The 25,989-nt window shown below is 73.0% G+C and carries 30 protein-coding genes; 15 read left to right on the top strand and 15 right to left on the bottom strand.

Going from position 1 to position 25,989, the window contains the following annotated elements:
• Nucleotides 1-47: 47 nt before the first annotated feature.
• The 4 genes from ACILQ5_RS11740 to ACILQ5_RS11725 all read left to right on the top strand — a co-directional run bounded on the left by ACILQ5_RS11740 (nucleotide 48) and on the right by ACILQ5_RS11725 (nucleotide 1,951).
• A complete protein-coding gene (locus tag ACILQ5_RS11740; RefSeq protein WP_395658180.1) occupies nucleotides 48-248 on the top strand; it encodes a hypothetical protein in 201 nt (66 codons plus the stop codon).
• A gap of 23 nt (nucleotides 249-271) precedes the next feature.
• Nucleotides 272-538: a hypothetical protein gene (locus ACILQ5_RS11735; RefSeq protein ID WP_395658179.1), complete on the top strand. Its 267-nt coding sequence runs from the start codon at nucleotides 272-274 to the stop codon at nucleotides 536-538.
• 169 nt (nucleotides 539-707) lie between these two features.
• Entirely contained in the window at nucleotides 708-1,259 is a 552-nt protein-coding gene (locus ACILQ5_RS11730) for a hypothetical protein (protein WP_395658178.1), read from the top strand.
• Between the two features lie 119 nt (nucleotides 1,260-1,378).
• Nucleotides 1,379-1,951, top strand: a complete 573-nt coding sequence (locus ACILQ5_RS11725; protein ID WP_395658177.1) for a hypothetical protein — start codon at nucleotides 1,379-1,381, stop codon at nucleotides 1,949-1,951.
• 33 nt (nucleotides 1,952-1,984) lie between these two features.
• Here ACILQ5_RS11725 and ACILQ5_RS11720 read toward each other — a convergent pair whose 3' ends face one another.
• Nucleotides 1,985-2,662, bottom strand: a complete 678-nt coding sequence (locus ACILQ5_RS11720; RefSeq protein ID WP_395658176.1) for a 2-phosphosulfolactate phosphatase — start codon at nucleotides 2,660-2,662, stop codon at nucleotides 1,985-1,987.
• Nucleotides 2,663-2,721: 59 nt separating this feature from the next.
• The gene (locus ACILQ5_RS11715; RefSeq protein WP_395658257.1) at nucleotides 2,722-4,641 is read right to left on the bottom strand and encodes a M13 family metallopeptidase; all 1,920 of its coding nucleotides are present in this window, start codon (nucleotides 4,639-4,641) and stop codon (nucleotides 2,722-2,724) included.
• A 175-nt stretch (nucleotides 4,642-4,816) separates the two neighbouring features.
• On the opposite strand from ACILQ5_RS11715, the gene ACILQ5_RS11710 reads away from it, so the two are divergent.
• The 3 genes from ACILQ5_RS11710 to ACILQ5_RS11700 all read left to right on the top strand — a co-directional run bounded on the left by ACILQ5_RS11710 (nucleotide 4,817) and on the right by ACILQ5_RS11700 (nucleotide 6,640).
• Nucleotides 4,817-5,122, top strand: a complete 306-nt coding sequence (locus tag ACILQ5_RS11710; protein ID WP_395658175.1) for a putative quinol monooxygenase — start codon at nucleotides 4,817-4,819, stop codon at nucleotides 5,120-5,122.
• A gap of 7 nt (nucleotides 5,123-5,129) precedes the next feature.
• Nucleotides 5,130-5,357, top strand: a complete 228-nt coding sequence (locus ACILQ5_RS11705) for a hypothetical protein (RefSeq protein ID WP_395658174.1) — start codon at nucleotides 5,130-5,132, stop codon at nucleotides 5,355-5,357.
• Nucleotides 5,358-5,461: 104 nt separating this feature from the next.
• The gene (locus tag ACILQ5_RS11700; RefSeq protein WP_395658173.1) at nucleotides 5,462-6,640 is read left to right on the top strand and encodes a hypothetical protein; all 1,179 of its coding nucleotides are present in this window, start codon (nucleotides 5,462-5,464) and stop codon (nucleotides 6,638-6,640) included.
• A gap of 30 nt (nucleotides 6,641-6,670) precedes the next feature.
• Here the strand turns inward: ACILQ5_RS11700 and ACILQ5_RS11695 are convergent, their stop codons facing one another.
• Together ACILQ5_RS11695 and ACILQ5_RS11690 are read right to left on the bottom strand one after the other, a co-directional pair.
• Nucleotides 6,671-7,636: an NADPH:quinone oxidoreductase family protein gene (locus ACILQ5_RS11695; RefSeq protein ID WP_395658172.1), complete on the bottom strand. Its 966-nt coding sequence runs from the start codon at nucleotides 7,634-7,636 to the stop codon at nucleotides 6,671-6,673.
• 21 nt (nucleotides 7,637-7,657) lie between these two features.
• On the bottom strand, nucleotides 7,658-8,917 hold the full coding sequence (locus ACILQ5_RS11690) for a M15 family metallopeptidase (RefSeq protein ID WP_395658171.1): 1,260 nt from the start codon (nucleotides 8,915-8,917) through the stop codon (nucleotides 7,658-7,660).
• A 122-nt stretch (nucleotides 8,918-9,039) separates the two neighbouring features.
• Here ACILQ5_RS11690 and purU point away from each other — a divergent pair, with 122 nt between their 5' ends.
• The gene (gene purU / locus ACILQ5_RS11685; RefSeq protein ID WP_395658170.1) at nucleotides 9,040-9,918 is read left to right on the top strand and encodes a formyltetrahydrofolate deformylase; all 879 of its coding nucleotides are present in this window, start codon (nucleotides 9,040-9,042) and stop codon (nucleotides 9,916-9,918) included.
• A gap of 13 nt (nucleotides 9,919-9,931) precedes the next feature.
• On the opposite strand, the gene ACILQ5_RS11680 is transcribed toward purU, so the two are convergent.
• From ACILQ5_RS11680 to ACILQ5_RS11670, 3 genes are all read right to left on the bottom strand, one after another.
• Nucleotides 9,932-10,897: an IS481 family transposase gene (locus ACILQ5_RS11680; RefSeq protein WP_395657829.1), complete on the bottom strand. Its 966-nt coding sequence runs from the start codon at nucleotides 10,895-10,897 to the stop codon at nucleotides 9,932-9,934.
• Nucleotides 10,898-11,013: 116 nt separating this feature from the next.
• Nucleotides 11,014-11,199: a hypothetical protein gene (locus ACILQ5_RS11675; RefSeq protein WP_395658169.1), complete on the bottom strand. Its 186-nt coding sequence runs from the start codon at nucleotides 11,197-11,199 to the stop codon at nucleotides 11,014-11,016.
• Entirely contained in the window at nucleotides 11,196-11,387 is a 192-nt protein-coding gene (locus ACILQ5_RS11670) for a hypothetical protein (protein ID WP_395658168.1), read from the bottom strand. The genes ACILQ5_RS11675 and ACILQ5_RS11670 overlap by 4 nt, the downstream gene beginning before the upstream one ends.
• Before the next feature lie 85 nt (nucleotides 11,388-11,472).
• On the opposite strand from ACILQ5_RS11670, the gene ACILQ5_RS11665 reads away from it, so the two are divergent.
• Genes ACILQ5_RS11665 through ACILQ5_RS11655 form a run of 3 tightly spaced genes read left to right on the top strand, consistent with a single transcriptional unit; the run spans nucleotide 11,473 to nucleotide 13,079 of the window.
• Nucleotides 11,473-11,922: a VOC family protein gene (locus ACILQ5_RS11665; RefSeq protein ID WP_395658167.1), complete on the top strand. Its 450-nt coding sequence runs from the start codon at nucleotides 11,473-11,475 to the stop codon at nucleotides 11,920-11,922.
• A gap of 33 nt (nucleotides 11,923-11,955) precedes the next feature.
• Complete coding sequence (locus ACILQ5_RS11660; protein WP_395658166.1) at nucleotides 11,956-12,429, top strand: GNAT family N-acetyltransferase; 474 nt, start codon at nucleotides 11,956-11,958, stop codon at nucleotides 12,427-12,429.
• Nucleotides 12,426-13,079, top strand: a complete 654-nt coding sequence (locus tag ACILQ5_RS11655) for a pyridoxamine 5'-phosphate oxidase family protein (RefSeq protein ID WP_395658165.1) — start codon at nucleotides 12,426-12,428, stop codon at nucleotides 13,077-13,079. The genes ACILQ5_RS11660 and ACILQ5_RS11655 overlap by 4 nt, the downstream gene beginning before the upstream one ends.
• Here the strand turns inward: ACILQ5_RS11655 and ACILQ5_RS11650 are convergent.
• Complete coding sequence (locus ACILQ5_RS11650; protein WP_395658164.1) at nucleotides 13,076-14,494, bottom strand: MFS transporter; 1,419 nt, start codon at nucleotides 14,492-14,494, stop codon at nucleotides 13,076-13,078. The two genes, ACILQ5_RS11655 and ACILQ5_RS11650, sit on opposite strands and share 4 nt — an antisense overlap.
• 71 nt (nucleotides 14,495-14,565) lie before the next feature.
• On the opposite strand from ACILQ5_RS11650, the gene ACILQ5_RS11645 reads away from it, so the two are divergent.
• Nucleotides 14,566-15,405 carry a GTP-binding protein LepA gene (locus tag ACILQ5_RS11645; protein WP_395658163.1) on the top strand — a complete coding sequence of 280 codons (840 nt, stop codon included), beginning with the start codon at nucleotides 14,566-14,568 and terminating at the stop codon, nucleotides 15,403-15,405.
• Between the two features lie 15 nt (nucleotides 15,406-15,420).
• On the opposite strand, the gene ACILQ5_RS11640 is transcribed toward ACILQ5_RS11645, so the two are convergent.
• From ACILQ5_RS11640 to ACILQ5_RS11620, 5 genes are all read right to left on the bottom strand, one after another.
• The gene (locus ACILQ5_RS11640; protein WP_395658162.1) at nucleotides 15,421-15,993 is read right to left on the bottom strand and encodes a TetR family transcriptional regulator; all 573 of its coding nucleotides are present in this window, start codon (nucleotides 15,991-15,993) and stop codon (nucleotides 15,421-15,423) included.
• A 38-nt stretch (nucleotides 15,994-16,031) separates the two neighbouring features.
• Nucleotides 16,032-17,462 (bottom strand): fatty acid desaturase, encoded by a 1,431-nt coding sequence (locus ACILQ5_RS11635; RefSeq protein ID WP_395658161.1) that lies wholly within the window; start codon nucleotides 17,460-17,462, stop codon nucleotides 16,032-16,034.
• Between the two features lie 113 nt (nucleotides 17,463-17,575).
• On the bottom strand, nucleotides 17,576-18,337 hold the full coding sequence (locus ACILQ5_RS11630; RefSeq protein ID WP_395658160.1) for an ABC transporter permease: 762 nt from the start codon (nucleotides 18,335-18,337) through the stop codon (nucleotides 17,576-17,578).
• Nucleotides 18,337-19,347 carry an ATP-binding cassette domain-containing protein gene (locus ACILQ5_RS11625; protein ID WP_395658159.1) on the bottom strand — a complete coding sequence of 337 codons (1,011 nt, stop codon included), beginning with the start codon at nucleotides 19,345-19,347 and terminating at the stop codon, nucleotides 18,337-18,339. The genes ACILQ5_RS11630 and ACILQ5_RS11625 overlap by 1 nt, the downstream gene beginning before the upstream one ends.
• Before the next feature lie 85 nt (nucleotides 19,348-19,432).
• Complete coding sequence (locus ACILQ5_RS11620) at nucleotides 19,433-20,197, bottom strand: maleylpyruvate isomerase family mycothiol-dependent enzyme (protein WP_395658158.1); 765 nt, start codon at nucleotides 20,195-20,197, stop codon at nucleotides 19,433-19,435.
• Between the two features lie 79 nt (nucleotides 20,198-20,276).
• On the opposite strand from ACILQ5_RS11620, the gene ACILQ5_RS11615 reads away from it, so the two are divergent.
• Entirely contained in the window at nucleotides 20,277-21,152 is an 876-nt protein-coding gene (locus ACILQ5_RS11615; RefSeq protein ID WP_395658157.1) for an NYN domain-containing protein, read from the top strand.
• A gap of 9 nt (nucleotides 21,153-21,161) precedes the next feature.
• Complete coding sequence (ppgK, locus tag ACILQ5_RS11610; RefSeq protein ID WP_395658156.1) at nucleotides 21,162-21,932, top strand: polyphosphate--glucose phosphotransferase; 771 nt, start codon at nucleotides 21,162-21,164, stop codon at nucleotides 21,930-21,932.
• Nucleotides 21,933-21,953: 21 nt separating this feature from the next.
• On the opposite strand, the gene ACILQ5_RS11605 is transcribed toward ppgK, so the two are convergent.
• Nucleotides 21,954-22,442 carry a MarR family winged helix-turn-helix transcriptional regulator gene (locus ACILQ5_RS11605; protein WP_395658155.1) on the bottom strand — a complete coding sequence of 163 codons (489 nt, stop codon included), beginning with the start codon at nucleotides 22,440-22,442 and terminating at the stop codon, nucleotides 21,954-21,956.
• A gap of 92 nt (nucleotides 22,443-22,534) precedes the next feature.
• Between ACILQ5_RS11605 and ACILQ5_RS11600 the strand changes: the two genes are divergently transcribed.
• Nucleotides 22,535-24,625 (top strand): MMPL family transporter, encoded by a 2,091-nt coding sequence (locus ACILQ5_RS11600; protein ID WP_395658154.1) that lies wholly within the window; start codon nucleotides 22,535-22,537, stop codon nucleotides 24,623-24,625.
• On the opposite strand, the gene ACILQ5_RS11595 is transcribed toward ACILQ5_RS11600, so the two are convergent.
• On the bottom strand, nucleotides 24,546-25,934 hold the full coding sequence (locus tag ACILQ5_RS11595; RefSeq protein WP_395658153.1) for an NAD-dependent malic enzyme: 1,389 nt from the start codon (nucleotides 25,932-25,934) through the stop codon (nucleotides 24,546-24,548). The two genes, ACILQ5_RS11600 and ACILQ5_RS11595, sit on opposite strands and share 80 nt — an antisense overlap.
• Nucleotides 25,935-25,989 lie beyond the last annotated feature (55 nt).

Below are 25,989 nucleotides of genomic sequence, written 5' to 3'. Positions count from 1 at the left end.
CCCCGAAGGGCGTGCGGACCCGGGCCCGGCAGGGCAGGCTACGGAGGGTGAACCGACCGAACGTCCTGCGCACCGCCCTGGTCGGTCCCACCGTCCTGCTGCTCGGCACGGCCCTGGCGGCCTGCGGCGGGTCGGACGAGCGGACGGTGACCCGGGAGCCGCGGGCACCTCGTCGGCCGCCGGGAGCACCGGCGCCGGCCTGGAGGTCACCGACGGCACCGGCCCCGACGACCTCCTCGGCTGCCTGACCGACGCCGGCCTTCCGGCCGGCATGAACGACGCGACGCCGATGGGGGTCGAGGACCCCACCCAGGGCATCGAGGTGAAGCCGCTCGACGGCTGGGACGGCACCCAGGGCGTCGAGCTGTGGGTCTTCGCCGACCCGACGGCCGCCGCGGCGAACCGGGCGATGATCACGCTCTCCGACGAGGACACCCCCACCACGCGGATCGCCGGCAACGTCGTCGTGCGCTACTTCGCCGTGCCCGAGCCGGGCGACCAGCAGCTCGCCGACGTGGACGCCTGCCTGCCGTCCTGACGCGGCCACCCCCTCCGGACACGGGGGCGTGACCCCAGCGCTCGGAGGGACGTCCGGGCTACGGGAATCCCGTCCCCACGGGACGCCGTGCGGCCTGTTCCGGCCATGGCCGGTCCAGATTCCGCCGCTCTAGCGTCGGAGGATGAATCGAATCCCCCGTTCAGCACCCGTGCTCCTCGTCGCCGCCGTCGTCCTGGCCCTGTCGTTCTCGGGCGGTGCCATGGCCGCCAAGATGATCACCGGCAAGCAGATCAAGGACAACACGGTCACCACCAAGGACATCAAGAACGGGTCGTTGTTGACCCAGGACCTGTCCGGCGCCACCATCGACGAGCTCCAGAGCGGTGCCGCCGGCCCTGCCGGCCCCGAGGGCCCCGCCGGCCCTGCCGGCCCCGAGGGCCCTGCCGGGCCCCAGGGCGACGTCGGACCCGCCGGTCCCAAGGGCGACGCCGGCCCGCAGGGCAATCCCGGCGTGGACGGCGTCAGCGGGCTCGAGCAGGTGTCGAGCTCGACGCCCATCGCCAACGGGGCCCAGGGCTTCACGTCGGCGGGCTGCCCCGCCGGCAAGAAGATCGTCGGCGCGGCGGCGGACTGGGCCTCCAGCTATGCGGGGACGGCCACCCGCTTCATCAACGCGACCACCGCCAACGCCTATGGCAAGAACACCTCGGGCGCGAACGACACGTTGCGCCTCGTCATCACCTGCGTCATCGCCAACTGACACCTGCTGAGACCTGCTGGCCCGCCCTGTGGGCGGGCCGGCACGGTATCTGGGGTCGGGCATCGGGCTCCTCGTGGTCAGTGCGGTCCACTCGGGGTCGCCGGTCACCAGGAGCAGCCATGATCACGTCCACCCCTGCCGCACTCGCCGGGCTCGCCACCCTCGCCCTCGTCGGTGGCGCCGCGCTCACCTGGGCGCCCTCCGACGCCGCCACCGGTCACCGCCCGCCGGCCCAGCGCACGGTCCCCGCCAAGGCGGCGACCGGCCCCGTCACCTGCGTCGGAGGAACGGCGAAGGGCCTGGTCAGCAAGCTCTCCGCCGAGCCCTTCTCCTTCTCCGGGACGACCGGGAACGACGTGCCGGTGACCGGGGCCCGGGTCAACGTCAAGGGCCCGCAGCGCGGCACCGACACCGTGCTGGTCACCTTCAGCGCCGAGTCCTACTACTCCGGCAGCGGCTGGATGGGCATCGAGGTCCACAAGGACGGCGTCCCGATCGCCCCGTTCGCCGACAACGGCAGCCCGCTCGCCTTCACCTCGAACTCCTCCTACGTCAGCGCCAGCGCCCAGTTCTGCACCAAGGTCGGTCGCGGCACCCACGTGCTGACCGTCGAGGCGAGCACGACCGGCGACGCCACCACCGACTCCGGCTGGCTCGACGACTGGACGATGAGCGTGCAGCGCTACGAGTGACCCGGCCTCCGGCCCAGCCGGCCGGCCGCCCGGTCAGCCGGCCACGAACGCGTCCCCGACGAGCACCGGCACGACGTCGGTCGCGTCCAGCTCGGCGGCGACGTCGACGTCGGCACCGAAGCCGGCGTCGACCAGCTCCTGCCCGCTGGCGCAGCCGACCAGGTCGTCGGGGAGCACCGCCGCGCGGTACGCCCGCTCGGCGACGCGGGCCTCCGGGCTGAGGCTGGTCGCGCCGAGGTCCACCAGACCGGCCAGCACCGCGCCCGCGCCCCACAGGTCCTCCACCGCCGGGCGCAGGGAGCCGTCCGGCCACCGCTCCCCAGCCGCGACGACCGCGACCGGCCCGTCCCGGTCCGCGAGCCACCGGGCGACGGCGCGGGCGTTGCGCAGCGACGCGCCGACGACCGTGGCACCCGAACCGGCGAGGGCGAAGGCGATCGCCGACCCGTTCGGGGAGGGCAGCACCAGCCGCTCGACCCCGACCGCAGCGCGCACCGAGGCCGGCGAGAGGCTCACCCCGTCGCGCCGCGACCGGCCGGTGGCCAGCACCGCGTCGCGCTCCGCGGCGTACGCCGCCGCGCGCTCGTCCTTCCAGCGGAACGGGTGCACGGTGATGCCGCGCTCGACCGCCACCGTCAGCGTCGTCGTGAACGACAGCACGTCGACCACGACCGCCACGCCGCCGTCGCCGGCGACCGCCCCCGCACCCACCGGGCCCCACTCGAAGCGGACCCGGTGGTCCGGCTGGCGGTGGGCTGGCGCGGCTGTGATCACCAGATGCGGACCCGGTCGGCCGGGTCGAGCCAGAGCCCGTCGCCCTCGCTCGTCCCGAAGACCTCGTGGAACTCGTCCAGGTTGCGCACGATGTTGGCCCGGAACTCCGGCGGGCTGTGCGGGTCGATCGTGAGGTACTGCTGCTCCTGCTCCTTGCGCCGCTTGGTCCGCCAGCAGTACGCCCAGTTGAGGAACAGCTTCTGCCGGTCCTCGGCCGGCGCCGTGCCGCCGCAGGCGATGAGGTACGCCGTGTGGCCGATCGTCAGGCCCCCGAGGTCGCCGATGTTCTCGCCGACGGTGAGCGCGCCGTTGACGTGCTCGCCGGGCAGGGCGCGCGGCTCGAACCCGTCGTACTGCTCCACCAGCGCGCGGGACTTGACCTGGAAGGCCTCCTTGTCGGCCGGCGTCCACCAGTCGTGCAGGTTGCCGGCGCCGTCGTACTGGGCGCCCTGGTCGTCGAAGCCGTGGCCGATCTCGTGGCCGATGACCGCGCCGATGCCGCCGTAGTTCTCGGCCGGGTCCGCCTCGGGCGAGAAGAACGGCTTCTGCAGGATGCCCGCCGGGAAGCAGATCTCGTTGGTGCCGGGGTTGTAGTAGGCGTTGACCGTCTGCGGCAGCATGAACCACTCGTCGCGGTCGACCGGCGACCCGATCTTCGCCAGCTGCCGGTCGGTCTCGAACGCCGAGGCCGCGGCGACGTTGCCAAGCAGGTCGTCGCGGGTCACCTGGAGGCGGGAGTAGTCGCGGAACTTCTCGGGGTAGCCGATCTTCGGCCGGAACGTGTCCAGCTTCTCGAACGCCCGCTGCTTGGTCTCCTCGGTCATCCAGTCCAGCCGCGAGATCGACTGCCGGTAGGCCGCGAGCAGGTTGGCCACCAGCTCGTCCATCATCGCCTTGGAGTGCGGCGGGAAGTGCCGGCTGACGTACTCCTTGCCGACCGCCTCGCCCATCGCGCCCTCGACCAGCGCGACGCCGCGCTTCCAGCGCGCGCGCAGCTCGGGGGTGCCGTTGAGGGTGCGGCCGTAGAAGTCGAAGTTCGTCTCGACGAAGTCGTCGGTGAGGTACGCCGCGCTCGCCCGCAGCACGTGCGCGAGCAGCCACTGCCGCCAGGCGTCGAGGCCGACCTCGTCCAGGACGCCGGAGAGGTGGGAGAAGTACGACGGCTGGCGGACGCACACCTCGGCGAGGGTCTCGTCGGAGCCACCGAGGTTGGTGACGTAGGCGTCCCAGTCGAAGGCCGGGCAGAGCTCGACCAGGTCGGCCTTGGTCATCAGGTTGTAGGTCTTCTGCACGTCCCGGGTCTCGGCCCGCTCCCAGTGCCCGGCCGCCATCTTGGTGTCGATCTCGAGGACGGTCGCCGCCGCACCCGCGGGGTCGGCGTGCCCGGCGAGCGTGAAGAGGCGCGAGAGGTAGGCGACGTACGCCTCCCGGATCTCGGCGAACTTCTCGTCGCGGTAGTAGGACTCGTCTGGGAGCCCGAGGCCGCCCTGCACCAGGTTGAACAGGTAGCGGTCGGAGTTCTTGGAGTCGGTGTCGACGTAGGAGCCGAACAGGCCGTGGCCGCCGATCCGCTCGAACTCGCCGAGGAAGGCGGCGAGGTCGCGCACGTCGCGCAGCCCCTCGACCGCCGCGAGCAGCGGCTGGATCGGCCGGGTGCCCTTGGCGGCGATCGCGGCCTCGTCCATGAAGGACGCGAACAGGTCGCCGATCTTGCGCTCGTCCTCGTCGACCTCCTCGCCGGCCGCCACGCGCCGGGCGAGGTCCTCGATGATCGCGTGCACCTGCTCCTCGGCGGTGTCGGCGAGCTGCACGAAGGGGCCCCAGCTCGACCGGTCGGAGGGGATCTCCGTCTCGTCGAGCCAGCGGCCGTTCACGTGGCCGAACAGGTCGTCCTGCGGCCGGATGTCGGGGTTCATGCCCTCGCGGGCGTCGTCGAGCGTGGTCACCCGGCGACCCTAGCCGCCGACCCGAGCGACGTCGCCCCTCCTTCGCGCAGGGCGAACGTGGGGGGCGCTCGCGCGCGTCCGGGTTTCACCGGCCGACCGGTGAAACCCGCACGGCGCGCCGGGGAGGGCCGCTAGGTTGCGACCCATGACCGACGCCTCCGCGGACGCCCTGCGCGTCGTCGCCACCATCCCCACCGACCCCGCGAAGTCGCGCGAGGTGGCCGCAGCGCTCTCGACGCTCGCGAGCGCGTCGCTCGCGGAGGAGGGCTGCCACCAGTACGACGTCTTCGAGTCGGGGGCCGTCCCGGGCCTGTTCGTCACGATCGAGGCCTGGCGCTCGCAGGCCGACATGGACGCCCACATGAGCACCCCGCACATCGCCGAGGCGTTCACCGTGCTCGGCCCGGCCATCGTCGGGGACGTCGCGATCCACCCGCTCCGCGCCCTCTGAGCCCTCGATGACCTGGTACGTCGGCCTGGGCGTCTTCGCGGTCGTGGCGATCGGCCTCGTGGTCGCCGTGCTCTACCGCCGCCGCCACCGCCCGCCCACGGTGAAGCGCACGGCCCACCCGCGCCGGAACACCGGCACCGAGCACGCCTCGCAGACCCGGCACGGCAGCCGGGAGCGCCGGGAGCGGAAGCGGCGGCGGGCGCACGGGCGCCAGGTCCGCCGCAAGCGGCACTGAGGCCGGGGCGCCCGAGGTCCCGCCACGACCGGGCCGATGTGCTGGTCTACGCCGGGGACCTAGGACCATGGCGCCGCGGGTCGGCCGGTGCCAGATTCCGACCCATGCGAACGTCCCGCGCCCTCCTCGCCGCCGTCTCCGTCGTCGCGATCGTGGTGCCCGCCCTGGCCGTGGCGCCGAGCACCGCCGGCGCGCCACCCACCTCGGGGCGTGGTGGACCGGGCACCTGGACCAAGGTGACCTCGGGCCCGGTGACCAACACCGTCGAGCCCGGCCTGTTGCGGACCTCGGACGGCGTCCTGCACGTCCTCTACCGCCGCGAGCAGCCGTCGATCGACACCCTCGCCTACACCAACATCTCCGCGACCGGCCGCACCGTGGCGACCGGGACCGTGGTCACGGGCTGGTCGGCGCTGACCACCGACCCGAAGGTCGTCCCCGCCCCCGGAGGCGGGTTGCGTGTCGTCTTCGGCGGCATCCGGACGACGGACCCCTCCGACCCCTACGGGACCGGCCAGATGTTCCAGGCGACGGCACCGGCCGCCGGCACCACCTGGACCCTGGCCGACGCGCTGACCGCCAGCCACTATGCCGTCGACAGCTACGGCACCGGCGCGACCGCGCTCGCCGACGGCACGCCGATGGTGTCGTTCCCGCTGAGCGGCATCCTCACCTGGAACTCCGGCGCCGGCGACACGACCTACGACTTCGGCACCTGCTGCCTCTACGACTCGACGCTGGCCCGCTCCGGTGGCGATGTCTGGGTGTCCTTCGCCGCCAACGGCCCCACCCCCGTGACCGCCGGACTGTTCGTCAAGCAGCTGGTGCCGGCGACCGGACCGACCACGAAGGTGCCGCAGTCCAGCCAGGGCACGAACACGCTGACGCCGCTGCAGTCGACCGCGTTCGTGCCGCGGCACGGCGGCGGCCAGTACCTGGCGTACTGCATCGGCTACCCGACCTGCTCGAGGATCGGTCTGTGGCGGGTCGGCACCGCGCACCCGACGACCGTGCCCGGGTCACGGGAGGCGCGCGACATCGCCATCGCGGCCGCACCGCACGGCCGCCTGTGGATCGCCTGGACGACGTACGACCGGGTCAAGGTGGTCGCGACCTCGGCCCGCGGCGTGTCCTTCGGCCCGGTCCGGTCGCTGCGCCCGCCCCGGGCTGCTCCGGACCTCTACGGCGTCAGCATCGCGGGCACCGACCGCTCGGCCGACATCGTGATCAACAACGGCCAGGCGCTCTACCACCAGCAGGTGCGGCTCCCCCGGCGGCACTGAGCCCCGGCCTCGTCGCGGCCGGGGACCGGGTCAGCGGACGTGGACGACCGACTTGCCCAGGGTCCGGCGCGCGTCCATGTCGGCCAGCGCCCGGCCGAAGCCGTCGAAGTCGTACGTCGCGCCGATCGGTGGCTTGACCACGCCGGACTCCAGCATCGGCAGCAGCTCGGCCCACTGCTCCTGCATGAACCCGGGGCGGAACATCGCGAACGCGCCCCAGCCGACACCGCGCACGTCGACGTTGTTGAGCAGCAACCGGTTGACCTTCACCTCGGGGATGCCCTGGCCGGCGGCGAAGCCGACCACGAGCAGGCGGCCCTGGGTCGCAAGCACCCGCAGCGAGTCGGTGAAGACGTCACCGCCGACGACGTCGAGGACGACGTCGACGCCGCGGTTGTCGGTCAGCTCCTGGACGGCGGCGCGGAAGCCGTCGAGCAGCACGACCTCGTCCGCGCCGGCAGCGCGGGCGACGGCACCCTTCTCCTCGGTGCTGACCACCGCGATGGTGCGGGCGCCGTACCCCTTCGCGACCTGGATGGTCGCCGTCCCCACGCCGCCGGCGGCGCCGTGCACGAGGACGGTCTCGCCCGCCCGCAGCTGGCCGCGCTCGGCGAGCGCGAACTGCGCGGTCAGGTAGTTCATCGGCAGCGCCGCGCCCTCGTCGTACGACACGTCGTCGGGCAGCAGGAACGTCGACTGCGCGGGGTTGGCCACCAGCTCGGCGGCACCGCCCCACCCGCCGACGCCGGCGACCCGCTGGCCGGGCTCGTAGCCGTCGGGCCCGGAGACGACCGTCCCGGCGAAGTCGACCCCGAGCGTGAAGGGCAGGTCGGGCTTGAGCTGGTACTCGCCCTTGCTCAGCAGCAGGTCGGGGAACGAGACGCCGACGCTGTGCACCTCGACGAGCACGTCGTCGGGGCCGGGCGTCGGGTCGGGGACGTCCTGGACGACGACGTCGGCGGGACCGGTGGTGGTGACGACCTGGGCGGCGCGCATGGAGGTGACGCTAGCGGTCCCTCACTGCGGCCGGACCAGGTGGTTCATCTCGAAGTGCATCGGGTCGGTGTAGGCCCAGTCGCCGCCCCAGGTGAAGCCCCAGTGCTTGAAGATCGCGACCACGCCGCGGTCGATCTCGCCGGCGGTGCCGCGCTGGTTGCCGGGGACGTTCAGGTCGAGGGCGAGCCCGAAGGCGTGGTTGGAGAGCGTGGTGGTGCCGGCGATGAACCGCGGGTAGTAGCAGCCGGCGTACTCGCTCGGGTGGATCTTGTCGGCGAGGCCCTGGGCGATCACGTCCTCGAGCGCCGCCCGCAGCTGCGGGAAGATCAGCTTGTTGCAGGTGACGTTCCCCAGCAGCGGCACCGGCTCGGTCGCGATGTGGGCCGACACCCAGTCCGCGGCCGGGGCGATGTGGCCGCCGGCGAGCACCGTGTAGCGGAACGTCCCGACCGCGTCGGCGATGGTGCCGACGACCACCGCGGTCTGCACGGCGCCCGGGTCGAGACCCTCGCGGGCGACCACGTCGGTCATCTGCACCGACGCCTCGGTGCCCCGCAGGATCCGCTCGATCGGCTTGCGCAGCCGCTCCGGCGAGGTGCCGCCGGTGCGGATGAGCAGCGCGTTGCCCGGGGTCATGTCCAGGGTCGGGATCCAGGTGTCGTTGACGACCGCGTCGACCAGCCACGACTGCTGCGCGTAGGCACCGACGTGCACGCGGTCGGCGTCCTCGGTGCTGCCCAGCGCGAGGAACCCGTCGTCCGCGATCGGCGTCCGCTTCCGCAGCGCCGGGCGGAGGGCGAGCTCGCCGCCGGCGACGCGGTCCCAGACCGCGGCGGTCTGGGCGCTGTTCGCGTCGGTCACCCAGTTGCGGTAGGTCGCCGGGTCCACCGCGGCGACGCTGAGCGCGCGGTTCTCGATCGGCACCGACGCGAGCGCGATCTGCTCGACGCCGAGCACGCCGTCGAGGTGCCGGATCGCGGCGACCTTGTCGTCGGGGATGGTCGCCGAGCCGTTGGCGACGATGTCGGCGGGCGCGATCAGGCCGGTACGCCGGCCCGGCGGGTCGACCGCGTGCTCCGGGTCGAGGCCGGTCGGGGTGGCGCCACCCGAGGGCGAGGTGGGCGCGGAGGTGGACCCGCTCGACCTGCCCGAGCCGGTGCTCGCGCTGCTGCCCGATCCGGCGGGGTCGCCGGCGTGGGCGCTGCCGTCGTCGCAGCCGGACGCGGCCAGACCGACAGCGGCGGCCAGTGCCGCCGTCACGAGCGCACGCCCCAGTCGCATGCTTTCCCTCCCCGCTCAGGGTACGTCTACCCCGTTCGCGGCCGGCCACGCGTGCGACCTCGCACGCGGCCTCCCGGGAGCCGGGTTGGGCACGCCGGGCGCGGCGGTGCGAGGCTGACCCCGTGTCCTCCCTCGCGCCGCCGACGATCGCTGCCGGCGACTTCGTCCTGATCCTGTCCTGCCCGGACCGACCCGGCATCGTGCACGCCGTGTCCGGCTTCCTGGTGGCGCACGGCGGCAACATCCTCGAGAGCCAGCAGTTCGGCGACCGGCTCAGCGGCCGGTTCTTCATGCGCATCGACGTCGCCGTCCCGGGGCCGGTGACCGCCGAGGAGCTGCGCGCCGAGTTCGCCGGCATCGCCGCCGAGTTCGACATGCGGTTCGAGCTCTGGGACGCCCGGGCGCCGTACCGGACCCTGGTCCTGGTCTCCAAGCAGCTGCACTGCCTCAACGACCTGCTGTTCCGCACCAGCACCGGGTCGCTGCGCATCGAGGTCCCGGCGGTGGTCTCGAACCACCCCGACGCGGCCGACATGGCGGCGTCGTACGGCGTGCCGTTCGTGCACGTCCCGGTCACCCCCGACACCAAGCCACAGGCGGAGGCGCGGCTGCTGGAGCTGGTGCGGGACCTCGACGTGCAGCTCGTGGTGCTGGCCCGCTACATGCAGGTGCTCTCCGACGACCTGTGCCGTGAGCTGTCGGGGCGGGCGATCAACATCCACCACTCGTTCCTGCCGAGCTTCAAGGGTGCCAAGCCCTACCACCAGGCCTTCGACCGGGGCGTGAAGCTGGTCGGCGCGACCGCGCACTACGTGACCGCCGAGCTCGACGAGGGTCCGATCATCGAGCAGGACGTGATCCGCGTGGACCACGGCTACGACCAGGACGAGCTGGTGGCCGCCGGGCGCGACGTCGAGGCGCAGGTGCTCTCGCGGGCGGTGCGCTGGCACTCGCAGTCGCGGGTGCTGCTCAACGGGTCGCGGACGGTCGTCTTCCGCTAGCTGTACCCGGCCATCAGGTTGGTAGCCGGCTGATCGGTGGGAGTCCGCCGAGTGCGCTGTGGCGGCGTTGAGTGTTGTAGTGCTCGAGCCAGGGCGCAAGTGCTGCTGCGCGCTCGAGGTTGCTGGTGAATGGTTGTCGGTAGGCCCATTCGGTGGCGATGGTGCGGTTGTAGCGCTCGACCTTCCCGTTCTGCCAGGGGCAGTGGGGCTTGATGAACAGGTGGCGGGCGCCGATCGCGGCGATCGCCTCGCGCATGTCGCGCGAGAGCTTGTAGGACATGTGGTTGTCGGTGATGACCTGCTCGATTCGGGTGATCCCGGCAGCGGCGAATGCTTCGGCGGCCCGGAGCAGGAACGCCGCACAGGTCGCGCCCTTCTCATCGGGCAGGATCTCTGAATGGGCGTAGCGGGAGTGGTCGTCGATCAGTGAGTGGACGTAGTCGTAGCCGATCTTGGCGCGCTTCTGCTTCGCGGTCTGTCGGTGCGCGGGGCCTGCCTTCCATCCGCCGCCGTCGTGAATTCGCCCGAGCTTCTTGACGTCCATGTGGGCTAGGTCGCCGGGCCGGGGCCGCTCGTAACGGACCGCGGTGACCTTGGAGGCCCGGATCACTTCGCCGGTCATCGGGTCGCACTCACGTAGGTAGGGCACCTGGTGGCGGCGCAGGATGCGCGAGACCGTGCGTGGCGGCAGACCCAGCTCCGGGCCGAGCCAGTCCTGGCCGCGCCGCTCCCGGTGGCGCAGCACGAGCACTCGCTGCTCGACCTCGTGCGAGGTTCGAGTTGGCGAGGAGTGTGGTCGTGAGGACCGGGTCTGCAGACCTGCCTCGCCTTCGGCGGCATAGCGATCGAGCCAGGTCTTCACGCATTTGCGGGAGACCCCCATCGCGGCCGCGATGTGGGCCTGGCGCCAGCCCTGTTGGTGGCGTTGAACGATCAGCAGCCGGCCGTAGACGGTCAGCCGCGCACTACCGTGAGACATGGAACCTCCGGGTGGATGTGGGCCTTAGACAAGCCACACCCCACCCGGAGGTTCTCTTTCACGTCAACGGCCAGGACCGCTACCAACGTCCCGGCCGGGTACAGCTAGCCGTCGGGTCAGGCGGACCAGAGCACGGAGTCGGCGGCGACGTCGGCGAGCTTCGAGACGCCGTAGAGGTCGGGACGGCGGACCATCAGGTCGGCTGGGTGGTTGGCGCGCGGCAACGGGTAGAACTCGTAGCGGCTCGAGCGGTCGGCGAGGTGGTGCTCGTCGACGCGGGGCTCACCCTGCAAGGTCGTCATGGGGTCTCCTCCTCCGGGGTCCGAGGCGACTGCTCGTCGAGGCCCCACACCCACCAGGCGGCCGCGTAGGCCACCACCGCCGCCGGCAGCACCGAGAAGCTCTCGGTGAGGGCGAGGGTCCCGACCACGACGGTTCCCGTCGCGGCGAGCACGACACCTGGCGGGCCGACCGGTCCAGACCTCCTCATGGTTAAAGTCTATCAACTTTGTGTAGATACCTTCGCGGTCCCGGCGCCGGTCCAGACCGGGCCGGTTCCGTCGTACCGTCGGGTGGTGACCGACCGACACCCCTTCGTCGCCCAGACGGTGCTCGACTGCCCGCACCCGCGTCGGCTCGCGGAGTTCTACCGGGAGCTCCTCGGCTACGCCTACCGGCCCGGCGACGAGCCGCCGGACGACGGACCCGACGCGCGCGGCACCGACTGGCTGGTCCTGCGTCCGCAGCCGGACGCCTGGTCCGCCGGCCGCGGCCTCGCGTTCCAGGCCAACGCCGAGTACGTCCCCCCGGTGTGGACCCCGGGGCCGGACCGCCCCGGCGACCAGCAGATGATGCTGCACCTCGACCTGGCTGTCGGCGACCCCGAGAGCCTCGAGCACCAGCGCGCCCGCGTGGTCGGCCTCGGCGGCACGGTCCTGCACGACCGCACCGACGACGCGGAGGAGCCGCTCTACGTCTTCGCGGACCCGGCCGGCCACCCGTTCTGCATCTTCGTGTCCTCCTAGGGCCGCGTCCCCGAGATGCCCTAGCCTCGGCGGGTGGTGGGAGTGGTGGCGGTCGACGATCCGCGCCGGGACGACGTCCGGGCGCTGCTCGAGCGGCACCTGGCGTTCGCGAACGACCACAGCCCGCCCGAGGACGTGCACGCGCTCGACGTCGACGCGCTGGCCGCGCCGTCCATCACGTTCGTGTCCTACCGCGACGACGGCGAGCTCCTCGGCGTCGGCGCCCTCCAGGACCTCGGCGGCGAGCGCGGCGAGCTGAAGTCGATGCACACCGCCGAGCACGCCCGCGGCCGTGGGGTGGGTGCGGCGGTCCTCGACCACCTCGTCGAGCTGGCGCGCGCCCGCGGCCTCGCCCGGCTCAGCCTCGAGACGGGGACGCCGGACGCCTTCGCCGCCGCCCGCGCCCTCTACACCCGGCGCGGCTTCGTCGAGTGCGGGCCGTTCGGCGACTACGCGCCGTCGGGCTACAGCACGTTCTTCACCCTCGAGCTGGGGCGGCCCGCATGACGTCCCGGCTGCACCGCCTGCCCGAGCACGAGGTCACGGAGCGCGCCGCCCTCGACGCGCTCCTCGACTCCCAGTGGGCCGGCGTGCTCTCCACCGTGGTGGACGGCGAGCCGCTCGCGGTCCCGATGCTCTACGCCCGCGACGGCGACCGGCTGCTGCTGCACGGCTCGACCGGCGCCGGTGCGCTGCGCCGGGTCGCGGCCGGGGCACCGGCCGTGCTCACGGTCTTCGTCCTCGACGCCCTCGTCGTCGCCCCGACGACCTTCGAGTCCTCGGTCGGCTACCGGTCCGCGACGGTCAGCGGCCGGCTCGAGCCGCTGCCCGACGACGAGCGCGAGGCCGCCCTCGACCTCTTCAGCGAGGCCCTGCTCCCCGGCCGCACGTCGGAGGTCCGGGCCTCCACACGCAAGGAGCTCGCCAGCACCCTGGCCCTCGCGCTGCCGATCCGGCCGGACGGCTGGCTGCTCAAGGTCTCCGACGAGGGCCCGGCGACGCCGGAGGAGGCCGGCGCCGAGCCGGACGTCTGGAGCGGGGTGGTCCCGGTCCGCACCGTGCTCGACCCACCGGTCGCCGCACCCGCCGCCGAGCACCTCCCGGTGCCGCCGTCGGTCTCCGACCTCGTCCGCCGCCGCGCGGAGGGCCGCTCCTAGAGGCTCGTCGGCCGAGGCGCGGCGACGCCCGGGTCGCGGATGGTGACCCAGGACAGCAGGCCACCGGCGACGAGCAGGACGGCGCAGGCGAGGGTGGCGGCGTCGTACGCCGCGTCGAAGGCGACCGGGTCGGCGTACTCCTCCCCGCCGAGACCGACCGCGACCGGCAGGGCGGCGACCGCGAGCAGCGAGCCGGCGCGCGCGACCGCGTTGTTGACGCCGCTGGCGATGCCGGCGTGCTCGTCCGACGCGGCGGCGAGCACGGTGGCGGTCAGCGGCGCGACCATCAGCGCCAGGCCGAGACCGAAGACGGTCAGCCCCGGCAGCACGTCGGTCCAGTAGCTCGTGTCCGGGCCGACCCGCAGCAGGAGCAGGGTGCCGGCGGCCATGACCAGCGGGCCGACGGTCATCGGGATCCGCGGCCCGATCCGGGCGCCGAGTGCGCCGCCCCGGGGCGCGAGCAGCAGCATGCAGATCGTGATCGGCAGGGTCGCGACGCCGGCCTCGAGGGCGCCGTACCCGCTCACGGTCTGGAGCTGGAGCACCAGGAAGAACAGCACGGCCCCCAGGGCGGCGTACACGAGCAGCGTCATCGCGTTGGCCGCGGTGAAGGTGCGGTCGGCGAAGATCCCGAGCGGCAGCATCGGGTGGTCGCTGCGACGCTCGTCCACGACGTACCCGACGGCGGCGACCACCGCGACGAGGACCGCCCAGGGCGCGAGCGGGGTCCCCCACTCGATGAGGGCGTAGGTCAGGCCGCCGAGCGCCAGCGCGGCCAGCAGCGCCCCGGCGACGTCGAAGCGGCGCGGCGCGCCCGGGTCGAGGGTCTCGGGGACCGCGCGCTGCGCGACGAGGACGGTCACCAGCGCCACCGGCAGGTTGATCAGGAAGATCCAGCGCCAGCTCGCGAACTGCACCAGGCCGCCGCCGACGAACGGGCCGATCGCCGCCGCGACGCTGGTCAGGCCGGTCCAGCTGCCGATCGCCTTCGCGCGGTCGCCGGCGACGAACGCGCCCTGGATCATCGCCAGGCTGCCCGGCACGAGCAGCGCCGCGCCGACCCCCTGGAGCACCCGGGCACCGACCAGCACCTCCGGGCTCGGTGCCAGGCCGCACAGCAGCGAGGCCAGCGCGAACCAGACCGTGCCGACCACGAAGACCCGACGACGCCCGAACCGGTCGCCGAGCGAGCCGCCGAGCAGGATGAAGCTGGACAGCGAGAGCAAGTAGCCGTTGGTGATCCACTGGAGCTGCTCCAGCGAGGCGCCGAGGTCCTCGCCGATCGTGCGCAGCGCGACGTTGACGACGGTGCCGTCGAGCATCGTCATGCCGGACCCGAGCACCGCGGCGAGCACCACGGCCCGGCCCGTGGCCGTCCCGAGGTGGACGCCGACCGATCCGGACGGGGTGCTCACTCCGAAGAGCCTAGAGAACCAGGGAAGTCCCCGATGCCGGACGACCTCCCCCGACCCTAGGATCCCGCGACATGCCACCGTCCAGCACCGCGGCGAGGCTCGCCGAGCACGTCGACCGTCTCGGCCACGAGCACCCGCCGATCGACCTCGCGTCGGTCGACTTCACCGTCCACCGTCCCGGCGAGCTCGAGAACCGCTACGGGCACGTCCTGGACTACATGGCGCGGGTCGAGCTCGAGGTGGACCGCAACGTCCTCGAGCTCACCACGCTGCTGCCCGACCCGCCGGACATCGACCGGCGCTTCTACGCCGAGGTGTGGCGGCCGCAGGAGGTGCAGCACGGGCTGATCCTCGACGAGCTCCAGGTCCGGCTCGGCCGGCCGCCGGCCGAGCCCGACCTCACGACGATCGGCGCGAAGATGCGGGTGCTCGGAGCGCTCGCGCACCTCGACGCGGTCCAGGACGTGTGCCGGATGCTCTACTACCTCACCGGTGCGGCCACCGAGCGCTCCGCCGTGCTCGCCTACAACCTCCTCCACGACGGCCTCGTCGACCTCGGCGAGACCGCGATCGTGCGGACGGTCGTCGCGCCGATCCGGCGCCAGGAGCCGGGCCACTACGCCTTCTACCGACTGTCGGCCGAGGGACTCTGGGCGGAGCTGAGCGGCTGGCAGCGGTGGCTCGTGCGCCGGCTGCGCAGCCTCTCCTTCGCCCCGGTCGGCGCCGGCACCCTCCGCCAGCGGGCCGACTTCGGCGAGGTGATGCGGCGGCTCGAGGTCGACCGCCCCGAGGAGTTCGCCGAGCAGGTCTCCCGCGTCGAGCGCGACCTGCTCTGGGCGCACCGGCAGGGGCTGCGGGTGCCGGCGTACGTCGCCCGCGCGTTCCGCGAGGCCGTGGAGCTGGCCCGGTAGCAGCGGTGGCGGGCGTCAGGGCAGGACGCGGGCCGCGATCCAGGCGATGTCGTCGGCGGTGCGCTCGGGCGCCGCGGAGGGCTGCATCACGTGGCTGAGCACCAGCCGGACGACCATGTCGGTGGCGGCGTCCAGGTGGGCGCGGTCCAGGTCGACGCGGTACGGCGCCACCCGCTCGCCCACGACCAGCTTGGCCGCCGCCAGCAGCGACTCGGCGTGGGTGGTCAGCAGTGGCAGCAGCTCGGTGTCGGCGCCGTGGGTGGCGGACACGACCGCGTGCAGCAGCTTGTTGTCGGGGGCCAGCTCGAGCACGCCGCGCGACGCGGCGCGGATCGCGTCGACCAGGTCGTCGGGGTGGGCGTCGAAGGCCCCGACGACCACGCCGAGGAAGCGGTCGAGCTCGTGCAGGATCATCGCCTCGGCGAGGCCCTGCTTGGTGCCCATCTCGTTGTAGACGGTCTGGCGGCTGACGCCGACCCGGTCGGCGACCGCGGCCATCGTGACGCTCGACCAGCCAGACTCCGAGGTGACCGCGACGGCGGCGTCGATGATCCGCTCGCGCATGGTCGGGGTCGCGGCGGTGGTCACCCGCCCAGTCTAGGAACCACCCCGCGCCGGCCCGACGGTCAGGCCGCCGCCTCGGTGAGCGGCACGAAGTCGACCTTCTCCCGCACGCCGCAGTCGGGGCAGCACCAGTCGTCGGGCACCTCGCTCCACGCCGTCCCGGCCGCGAACCCCTCGAGCTCGTTGCCCTCCTCGACGCGGTAGGTGTAGCCGCAGCCGGGGCACCGGGCGGCGAGCACCTCGTCGACCGCCGGGGTCGCGGCCGCGCCGGCGTCGCCGGCCCCCCGTGGGGTGGCCTCCGCGGCCACCGGGACGGGGTAGCGGGCGAGGATCTTGGCGCGCTTGCGCGGGCTCAGGTTGGCCCGGGACAGGTCCCCGTCGAAGTGCGCGAGGACCCGCGGGTCCATCACCCGGCGCCACACCGCGGGCACGATGGCGAGCACGATCATCCCGGCGTACCCGGTCGGCAGCACCGGGGACTCCTCGTAGTCGCGCAGGGTCTGGTAGCGCCGCGTCGGGTTCGCGTGGTGGTCGCTGTGCCGCTGCAGGTGGTAGAGCAGCACGTTCGTGGCGATGTTGTTGGAGTTCCACGAGTGGGACGGGTCGACCCGCTCGTAGCGCTGCCGCTCACCGACGCCGACCTTCTGGCGCAGCATCCCGTAGTGCTCCATGTAGTTGACGACCTCGAGCAGCGAGAAGCCGACGACCGCCTGGATGACCAGGTAGGGCAGGATCCCGACCCCGAGCCACGCGACCAGCGCGCCCCAGAGCACCGCCGACATCAGCCAGGCGTTGAGGACGTCGTTCGAGAGCCGGAACGGGTGCTGCTTGCGCCGGGCCAGCCGCCGCTTCTCGAGGTTCCATGCCGAGCGCAGCGACCCGGCGACCGTGCGCGGCCAGAACTGGTAGAAGTTCTCGCCCACCCGACTGCTCGCCGGGTCCTCCGGGGTCGCGACCCGGACGTGGTGGCCGCGGTTGTGCTCGATGTAGAAGTGCCCGTAGAAGCTCTGGGCCAGCGCGATCTTCGAGAGCCAGCGCTCGTTCTCCTCGCGCTTGTGGCCGAGCTCGTGGGCGGTGTTGATGCCGATGCCGCCGATGCAGCCGATCGAGACCGCGAGGCCGACCTGGTCGAGGGTCGTCAGGTCGGCACCGCCGGCGATCAGCCACATCGCGCCGACGAAGCCGACGTACTGGATCGGCAGGAACAGGTAGGTGATCCACCGGTAGTACCGGTCCTGCTCGAGCGCCTCGATGACGTCGTCGGGCGGGTTCGACCGGTCCAGGCCCGCGACCAGGTCGATGGCCGGGACCACGCCGAGGATGACGATCGGCCCGATCCAGAACCAGACGCCCCAGCCGGTCAGCTCCCAGGCGCCGTACCCGATAAATGCCAGGGACGGCACCACCAGGCCGATCAGCCACAGGTAGCGCTTCTTGTCGGTCCAGGTCGCGGTGGACCCGGACGGGACGGTGCTGTGCGCGATCTCCGACATGCCCCATGCCTTCCGTCGGTGACGTCACCGGCGGGGCCGGTGACGGCGGTCACGTGATTGACAGGACGGTAGGCGATGTCAAGCAACTTGACAAGAGGGGCGGGAATGTAAAGTCAGGCGTTCTCCCGCCGGAACGTCGCGGTGCCCCACCAGGTCGCCAGCACGCCGAGCAGCAGGGCCCAGAAGGTGCCCCACAGGACCGCGCCGCTGCCGAAGCTGCCGGCGAACGCGTCGCGCACCCCGGTGACGACGTACTTGAACGGCATCAGGTCGCTGAGGTCCTGCAGCCACTGCGGGCCGATCGTCATCGGCAGCAGGATCCCGCTGAGCAGCAGGACCGGCATCATCACGATGTTGATGACGGGGGCCATCACGTCCTCGCTCTTCGTGGTCAGCGCGAGCGCGTTGGACGCCGCCGCGCAGGCGCCGCCGATGATCAGCGTGATGACGATGCCGAGCACGGCGCCGGCGGCCGAGCCGCGCATCCCCATGACGTAGCCGAGCGCGACCAGGATCAGGGCCTGGACGAAGAGCTGGAGCACGTCGCGCATCAGCCGGCCGGCCAGCAGCGCCGACCGGTTCGCCGGGGTGACCCGCTCGGCCTCGATCACGCCCTCGCGCCACTCCCCGATCAGGCCGAAGCCGGCGAAGAAGGCGCCGAACATCCCCAGCTGCACCAGCAGCCCGGGGACCAGGAACGTGTAGGCGTTGTCGGTGCTGGAGTCGAAGGAGCCGACCAGCGGCTCGAGCAGCGGCCCGAACAGCAGCAGGTAGAGGACCGGCTGCATGATCCCGATCAGCACCCAGGCCGGGTTGCGCAGGTTCATCCGGATCTGGCGCCGGAAGACGATGGAGCTCTCGCGTGCGAAGGCCATCAGGCCACCTCCTGCCGCTCGTCCACGCTCGTCGCGTCGCCGGTCTCACCGGTCTCCGCGTCGCGCAGGCTGCGCCCGGTCAGGGTGAGGAAGACGTCGTCGAGGGTGGGGCGCGCCACCTCGATCGACTCGAGCACGACGTCGGCGCCGACGAGGTCGCGCAGGAGGACCGGGACGACGCGCCCGGCCCGGCCGACCCGTCCGCTGACCCGCCGGCCGTCGACCTCGACGCCCTCGGCGACCGCGGCCAGCCGCTCGGCCACCCGGCCGACCTGGTCGGTCTCGGCGACCTCGAGGTCCACCAGGTCGCCGGCGACCTGCGCCTTGAGGTTGTCGGCCGTGTCGGCCGCGACGATCCGGCCCTGGTCGATGATGAGGATGCGGTCGGCGAGCGCGTCGGCCTCGTCGAGGTAGTGCGTGGTGAGGAAGACCGTGGCGCCGTGCTCGGAGCGCAGCCCCTCGATGTGCTCCCACAGGTTGGCCCGAGCCTGCGGGTCGAGCCCGGTGGTCGGCTCGTCGAGGAAGACCAGCGTGGGGTCGTGGATCAGCCCCATCACGACGTCGAGCCGGCGCTTCTGGCCGCCGGACATGTTCTTGGGCATCCGCTTCCACAGCCCGTCGAGCTGGAGCCGCTCGAAGAGCTCCTGCCCGCGGCGTACGGCGTCGGCGCGACCCATCCCGTAGAGCATCCCGTGGTCGACGACCTCGTCTCCGGCGTAGGCGCCGGAGAACGTCGACCCGACCTGGGACACGTAGCCGATGCTGCGGCGTACCTGGACCGACTCCTCGACGACGTCGTAGCCGGCGACGGTGGCGGTCCCCGCGGTGGGCCGCAGCAAGGTGGTGAGCATGCGCAGCGTCGTCGTCTTGCCGGCACCGTTGGGGCCGAGGAAGGCGACCACCTCGCCCGCGCCGACGTGGAGGTCGACGCCGTCCACGGCCCGGACCTCCTTCACCTTCTTGCCCCGCCCCGTGCGGAACGTCTGCACGAGCCCTCGTGCGTCGATCATCCGAGCTCCTCTCGTCCGAGTCCGTGTGAGATCCCAGCGCGCCAGGGCAGACCCGGCGGCGGCCGCGCAGTCATCGGTGCCCGGCTCACGACCAGGTGATGGCGGCCCGCTCCCGCCAGCCGTCCCCGAGGACCGGGCTGCCGGTGCGGTTCCACAGCGACAGGTAGAGGTCGACGGCCGACCCGCCGAGCACCCAGTCCGCGTCGTCCAGGCCGTGGCGCGGCCCGGTCAGCCGCTCGGTCACGGCCGGCCGCGGTCCCAGCCGGACCCGCCACCAGTCGACCGCGTCGTCCGGCGCGACCACGAGGACGGCGTCGTCGTCGCACCGCAGCTGCGAGCGCGGGCGGGTCAGGAAGCCGCCGAGCAGCTCGTCGATCCCGTCCACCGCCACGTCGTCGTCGATCCAGGTGTCGGCCGGGACCGGCAGCCGGCCGAGCGCCGCGGACAGCGCGTCCGCGGCGTGCACCGTGGTCTCGTGGCACTGCCGCCGGGCCCAGAACTCCCGGGGCGCGGGTGCGTCCCGGAGGAAGACCGGTGCCCGCGTGTCGGGCGCGGCCCGGTCGAGCACCCCGGCGAGGTCGGCAGCGCCGGCCAGCAGCCACGCGAGCGGGTCCGGCTCCGCCCGGCCCTGCGCCTCGAGCGCGTCCGCGTCCACGTCCTGCTGCCCGCGCAGGAGGGCCGCCGCCCACCGGTGCACCATCCCCTGGTGCGCGACCAGGTCGAGCACGGTCCAGTCCGGGCAGGTCGGCACCGGCGCGGTCGGGCCGGCGCGGTCGGCGTACCGCACGAACGCGACCATCGCGCAGCGCAGACCGTCGAGGTGACGGTCCAGGGGAAGCTCGGTGGGCACCCGGCGAGCGTGGCACCTCCGTCGGCGTGGGGCATCCCGATTACGCGTCGACCGGGGTCGGCAGTGGTAGGAGTGGGAGGTGACCGAGCCCGCCACCGTCCGTCTCGCCGTCCTCATCGACGCTGACAACGTCTCCTCCTCGCACTCCGCGGCGCTGCTCGCCGAGCTCGCCCGGTACGGCGTGCCGACCGTCAAGCGCGCCTACGGCGACTGGACGACACAGCAGCTCAGCGGCTGGAAGGGCGAGCTGGCGCGGCACGCGATCCAGCCGATCCAGCAGTTCGCCAACACCGTCGGCAAGAACTCGACCGACTCGGCCCTCATCATCGACGCGATGGACCTGCTCTACTCCGGCAGCCTCGACGCGTTCGCGCTGGTCTCCAGCGACTCCGACTTCACCCGGCTCGCGACCCGGCTGCGCGAGTCCGGCAAGACGGTCTACGGCCTCGGCCAGCGCAAGACGCCGGCCTCGCTCCAGGCGGCCTGCGACAAGTTCATCTTCCTCGAGGTGCTGCGCGACGAGGACGAGGCCGACGGCGAGCGGGACGCGGACGCCGAGGGCGACTCGCTCCCGGACCTGCGCACGATCCTCGAGGCGGCGGTGCGCAGCACCGCCCAGGACGACGGGTGGGCGCCGCTGGGAGCCGTCGGCACCTACCTGGGGAAGACCCATGCCGCCTTCGACCCGCGCCACTACGGGTTCCCCCGGCTCGGCGCGCTCGCCGGTGCGCAGGACTACCTCGACCTCGACCACCCCGAGGGCGGCCAGCCGCGGGTCCGGCTGCGGACCCAGCGGCAGCCGCGCAAGCGGACGTCCTCCGCGAAGCGCGCGACGGCGGGTGGGGAGGGCGCTCCCGCGAAGGCCGCTCCCGCGGAGGGAGCGAAGCGGGCCGCGAGGAAGACGGCCAAGAAGTCCGCCGCGAAGGGCTCGGCTGCGAGCAGCCCCGCCGACTAAGGTCGCGCAATGACCACCACGGAGCAGCCGTTCGGGATCGACTTCGGCGGGACGGGCATCAAGGGGGCGCCCGTCGACCTCGACACCGGTGAGTTCGCGGCGGAGCGGGTGCGCATCCGCACGCCGGAGAAGTCGACGCCGAAGAACGTCGCCGAGGTCTTCGCCGACCTGCTGGCGCAGTTCCCCGACTGCCACGGCGCCGTCGGCGTGACGGTCCCCGGCGTCGTGCGCCACGGGGTCGTGCACTCGGCCGCGAACATCGACAAGTCGTGGGTGGGAACCGACGCCGACCGGGTCTTCACCGACGCCACCGGCCGCGAGGTGCACGTGGTGAACGACGCGGACGCGGCCGGCCTCGCCGAGGTCCGGTACGGCGCCGCGAAGGGCCGGTCCGGCCTGGTGATCGTGACCACCCTCGGCACCGGGATCGGCTCGGCGATGGTGTACGACGGCGTCCTGGTGCCGAACTCCGAGCTCGGCCACCTCGAGATCGACGGGCACGACGCCGAGTCGCGCGCGGCCAACAGCGCCCGCGAGCGCGACGACCTCTCCTGGCACCACTGGGCCAAGCGGCTGACCACCTACTACCGCACGCTCGAGCGACTGTTCTCCCCCGAGCTGTTCGTCGTCGGCGGCGGGGTGAGCAAGGAGAGCGACCAGTTCCTCCCGCTCGTCGACATCGACACCGAGATCGTCCCCGCCACCTTGCTCAACAAGGCCGGGGTCGTCGGCGCCGCGCTCTACGCCAGCGAGGGCGGCGGGGTGCTGCACGACGACTGAGGGGAGCGGGGCGGGTCCCGGTCATCCGCGCGGCTGCGCCTCGACAGCGGCGAACGCGTCGATCGCACCGCGGAGGTAGCGCTCGACCACCGCGCGCTCGTCGTCGGTGAAGGAGGCGTCCAGCCGGTCGAGCGCCACGAACATCGGCAGCAGGTGCGCGAGCACCTCCTCGCGCCCCGACGCGGTCACCTCGACCGTCGTCCGGCGCCGGTCCCGGTCGTGCGGGCGCCGCTCGGCGTGGCCGCGGCCGACGAGCCGGTCCACCAGGCCGGTCGCGGCCGCGGTCGTCACGTCGAGGTGACGGGCGAGCTCGCCGGGGCCGGCCGGCTCGCGCAGCAGGTGCTCCATGGCGAGCAGGTCGGTCTCGGTCAGACCCGCGCGCCGGGCGATCAGGTGCCGCACCCGGTTGGCCGCCTCGACGACCTCGCGCAGCGCGAGCAGGCTGCCCGTCTGCTGCCAGGAGTCGGCGAACTCGCTGGCCGGTCCGGCCGGCACGGAGGGGTCCGCCATTTTGATTCACCCACTTGATGTCTAATCTAGTTAGCAATAGTACGTCGTCTCCCCCGGAGGTTCTCATGCCCGCGACGCCGGACCGCTCATTCGTGGGCAGGGTCGTCGGTCTCATCACCGGACGCCGCACGGCCTGGGCGGTCGCCCTCGTCCCGCTGCTGGTGGCCATCGCCGTGATGACCGGGGCCGGCGAGGGGAAGCACACCCAGCTGAGCACCGACAGCCTGCCGGCGGGTTACGACAGCACGGCGGGCACGGCGCTGCTCGACGAGCTCCCCGACGAGACCACCACCGCGGCGGTCGTCCTCTTCACCGCCGACCAGGGCACGCTCGACCGCGCCCAGCTGCGCGGCCTCCAGCAGGCCGCCGGCGAGCTCGGCGCCGCCGGGCAGCAGGTGCTGCCCTCCGAGGACGGCACCGCCGCGATCGCGGTGGTCGCGGTGCCCGACGCCGGCGCGACCGAGGTCAGCGCCGAGGTCGGCGACCTCCGCGCCCAGGCCGACGAGCTCGCGCCCGACGGCGTCACCGCGCAGGTCACCGGACCCGCGGCGATCGAGGCCGACCTCGCGGCGGTCTTCGACGGCGCCAACACCCGGTTGCTGCTCGCGACCGCCCTGGTGGTGGCGTTCCTGCTCGTCATCACCTACCGCAGCCCGGTGCTGTGGGTGATCCCGCTCGTCGTCGTCGGCGTCGCCGACCGGTTCGCGGCCGTCGCCGCCACCCAGCTGATGGCCGGCCTGGACATGGCCTGGGACGAGTCGACGACCGGCATCCTCTCCGTGCTGGTCTTCGGTGCGGGCACCGACTACGCCCTGCTGCTCATCTCGCGCTACCGCGACGAGCTGCGCCGCGAGGAGTCCCGGTACGTCGCCATGGCGGCCGCGCTGCGTCGTACCGCCGAGGCGGTGCTGGCGAGCGCGACCACCGTCGTGCTCGGCCTGCTGACGCTCCTGCTCTCGGTCTTCCCGAGCACGCGGGGACTGGGCTTCGCGTGTGCCGTCGGGATCGTGGTGGCCGCCGCGTTCGCCCTGGTCGTCCTGCCGGCGACGCTGGTGCTCTTCGGCCGCTGGGTGTTCTGGCCGCGGGTGCCGCACGTGGGCGAGCCGGCCGCGAGCGAGTCCGACACCATCTGGCACCGCATCGGCGACCGGGTCGCGCGCCGGCCCGGCGGGGTCGTCGCCGGCACCCTCGTGCTGCTCGCCCTGCTCGCCTCCGGCGTGGGGTTCATCAACCTGGGGCTGGACCAGTCCGACCAGTTCCTCGACACCCCCGAGGCGATCACCGCCTCCACGCGGCTGGCCGAGTCGTTCCCCGCCGGTGTCGCCGACCCGACCCAGGTCGTCACCACCGACGACGCCGACCAGGTGGTCGCCACCATCGAGGCCACCCCGGGCGTGGAGTCGGCGACCGTCAGCCAGTCCGGTGGCGGCGTGACCGTGATCGACACCGTGTTCACCGGCTCCGGGACCTCGTCGGGCTCGATCGAGGACCTGCGCGACGCGCTGGCGTCCTACGACGACACCCACGTCACGGGCTCGGCGGCGCAGTCGATCGACGAGGAGGCCGCCAACGCCCGCGACCTGCGCGTGATCGTGCCGCTGATCCTGGTCCTGGTGCTCGGCGCCCTGCTCCTGCTGCTCCGCTCGGTGGTCGCCCCCGTCCTGCTGGTGCTGACGGTGGTGGCGACCTACGTCGCCGCGATGGGCGCGTCCTGGTGGGTCTTCACCGGCCTGCTCGGCTTCGACGCGATGGACAGCGGGGTGCCGCTGCTGGCGTTCCTGTTCCTGGTCGCGCTCGGCGTCGACTACAACATCTTCCTCGTGACCCGGGCCCGGGAGGAGACGCCGGCCGCCGGCTCGCGCCAGGGGATGCTGCGCGCCCTGGCCGCCACCGGCGGGGTGATCACGAGCGCCGGCATCCTGCTCGCCGCCGTGTTCGCGGTGCTCGGCGTGCTGCCGCTCGTCGTCCTGGCGCAGCTGGGCACCGTCATCTGCATCGGCGTGCTGCTCGACACCCTGGTGGTGCGGACGCTGCTGGTGCCGGCCCTGGCCCTGAAGCTCGGCGACCGGTTCTGGTGGCCGTCGGTGCCCGGGGGGGCACCGGTCAGCGAGTCGGGTGCTCCGACCCTCGGATCGCCGCAGCGACCGCGTGCGGCACATCGGGGTGGAACACCGTCGGGATGATGAAGTTGGGGTTGAGCTCGTCGTCCTTGACGACGAGCGCGATCGCCTCGGCCGCCCGCAGCAGCATGTCGACCGTGACCTCGTGGGCACGGGCGTCGAGCAGGCCACGGAACACCCCGGGGAACGCCAGCACGTTGTTGATCTGGTTGGGGTAGTCCGAGCGGCCGCTGGCGACCACCGCGGCGTACTTGTCCGCCTCGGCCGGGTCGACCTCGGGGTCGGGGTTGGCCAGGGCGAACACCACGGCGTCCTGCGCCATGTCCGGGATCCACTCGGCCCGCAGCACCCCGGGTGCACTGACCCCGATGAATACGTCGGCGCCGGTGAGGACGGTGTGCAGGTCGCCGCGGACCCGGCGCGGGTTGGTCACGGACGCGAGCTGGCGGTGGGCCGGCGAGAGCGACTCGTCGTCGGCGGCCAGCGCGCCCTCGCGGTCGACGACCACGACGTCGGTGACGCCGGCGGCGAGCAGCAGGGTGACGATGGCGGTGCCGGCCGCGCCACCGCCGGAGACGACGATCCGCACGGCGGTCAGCTCCTTGCCGACCACGCGCAGCGCGTTGGTGAGCGCGGCGAGCACGACGATCGCGGTGCCGTGCTGGTCGTCGTGGAAGACCGGGATGTCGAGGCTCGCCCGCAGCCGGCGCTCGATCTCGAAGCAGCGCGGCGCTGCGATGTCCTCGAGGTTGATGCCCCCGAAGCCGGGCGCGATCATCTCGACCGCCCGGACGATCTCGTCGGTGTCCTGCGAGGCGAGGCAGATCGGCCAGGCGTCGATGCCGGCGAACCGCTTGAACAGCGCGGCCTTGCCCTCCATCACCGGCAGCGCGGCCCCGGGGCCGATGTTGCCGAGGCCGAGCACGGCCGAGCCGTCGGTGACCACCGCGACCGAGTTGCCCTTCACCGTCAGCCGCGCGATGTCCTCGGGGCTGTCGGCGAGCGCCTGGCTGACCCGGCCCACCCCGGGGGTGTAGGCCATCGAGAGGTCGTCGCGGGTGCGCAGCGGGACCTTGGAGCTCACCTCGATCTTGCCGCCGAGGTGCAGCAGGAAGGTCCGGTCGCTGACGCGATGCACCTCGACGCCGTCCAGCGCGTCGACGACCACCCGCAGCTCGTCCGCGTGCTCGGCGTCGCTCGCCGAGCAGGTCACGTCGACGACGAGGCGCACGTGGCTGGACTCCGCCACGTCGATCGCGGTCACGATCCCGCCGGCCGCCGAGATCGCCGTGGCCACGTGACCGACCACGCCGTGGTCCGGTGCGGTGTGCAGGCGCATGGTGATGGAGTACGACGAGGTGGTGGCGGGCATGGTCGGCAGCCTCTCCCCGCTGCGCGGTTACTACCAAGTCGCAGCGGGACCCGCG

The organism is Nocardioides sp., from assembly GCF_044226305.1.
Lineage (GTDB): Bacteria > Actinomycetota > Actinomycetes > Propionibacteriales > Nocardioidaceae > Nocardioides.
Note: the sequence above shows the minus strand (reverse complement) of the source record. Positions and strands in the feature narration are given on the sequence as shown.

Coding starts and splice junctions, on each gene's coding strand:
- ACILQ5_RS11605 (WP_395658155.1), bottom strand. CDS start 22,442: ATGGCGGACCCCTCCGTGCCGGCCGGACCGGCCAGCGAGTTCGCCGAC.
- ACILQ5_RS11630 (WP_395658160.1), bottom strand. CDS start 18,337: ATGGCCTTCGCACGCGAGAGCTCCATCGTCTTCCGGCGCCAGATCCGG.
- ACILQ5_RS11680 (WP_395657829.1), bottom strand. CDS start 10,897: ATGTCTCACGGTAGTGCGCGGCTGACCGTCTACGGCCGGCTGCTGATC.
- ACILQ5_RS11725 (WP_395658177.1), top strand. CDS start 1,379: ATGATCACGTCCACCCCTGCCGCACTCGCCGGGCTCGCCACCCTCGCC.
- ACILQ5_RS11625 (WP_395658159.1), bottom strand. CDS start 19,347: ATGATCGACGCACGAGGGCTCGTGCAGACGTTCCGCACGGGGCGGGGC.
- ACILQ5_RS11715 (WP_395658257.1), bottom strand. CDS start 4,641: ATGAACCCCGACATCCGGCCGCAGGACGACCTGTTCGGCCACGTGAAC.
- ACILQ5_RS11675 (WP_395658169.1), bottom strand. CDS start 11,199: ATGACGACCTTGCAGGGTGAGCCCCGCGTCGACGAGCACCACCTCGCC.
- ACILQ5_RS11710 (WP_395658175.1), top strand. CDS start 4,817: ATGACCGACGCCTCCGCGGACGCCCTGCGCGTCGTCGCCACCATCCCC.
- ACILQ5_RS11700 (WP_395658173.1), top strand. CDS start 5,462: ATGCGAACGTCCCGCGCCCTCCTCGCCGCCGTCTCCGTCGTCGCGATC.
- ACILQ5_RS11595 (WP_395658153.1), bottom strand. CDS start 25,934: ATGCCCGCCACCACCTCGTCGTACTCCATCACCATGCGCCTGCACACC.
- ACILQ5_RS11690 (WP_395658171.1), bottom strand. CDS start 8,917: ATGCGACTGGGGCGTGCGCTCGTGACGGCGGCACTGGCCGCCGCTGTC.
- ACILQ5_RS11705 (WP_395658174.1), top strand. CDS start 5,130: ATGACCTGGTACGTCGGCCTGGGCGTCTTCGCGGTCGTGGCGATCGGC.
- ppgK (WP_395658156.1), top strand. CDS start 21,162: ATGACCACCACGGAGCAGCCGTTCGGGATCGACTTCGGCGGGACGGGC.
- ACILQ5_RS11645 (WP_395658163.1), top strand. CDS start 14,566: ATGCCACCGTCCAGCACCGCGGCGAGGCTCGCCGAGCACGTCGACCGT.
- ACILQ5_RS11670 (WP_395658168.1), bottom strand. CDS start 11,387: ATGAGGAGGTCTGGACCGGTCGGCCCGCCAGGTGTCGTGCTCGCCGCG.
- ACILQ5_RS11655 (WP_395658165.1), top strand. CDS start 12,426: ATGACGTCCCGGCTGCACCGCCTGCCCGAGCACGAGGTCACGGAGCGC.
- ACILQ5_RS11695 (WP_395658172.1), bottom strand. CDS start 7,636: ATGCGCGCCGCCCAGGTCGTCACCACCACCGGTCCCGCCGACGTCGTC.
- ACILQ5_RS11735 (WP_395658179.1), top strand. CDS start 272: ATGAACGACGCGACGCCGATGGGGGTCGAGGACCCCACCCAGGGCATC.
- ACILQ5_RS11635 (WP_395658161.1), bottom strand. CDS start 17,462: ATGTCGGAGATCGCGCACAGCACCGTCCCGTCCGGGTCCACCGCGACC.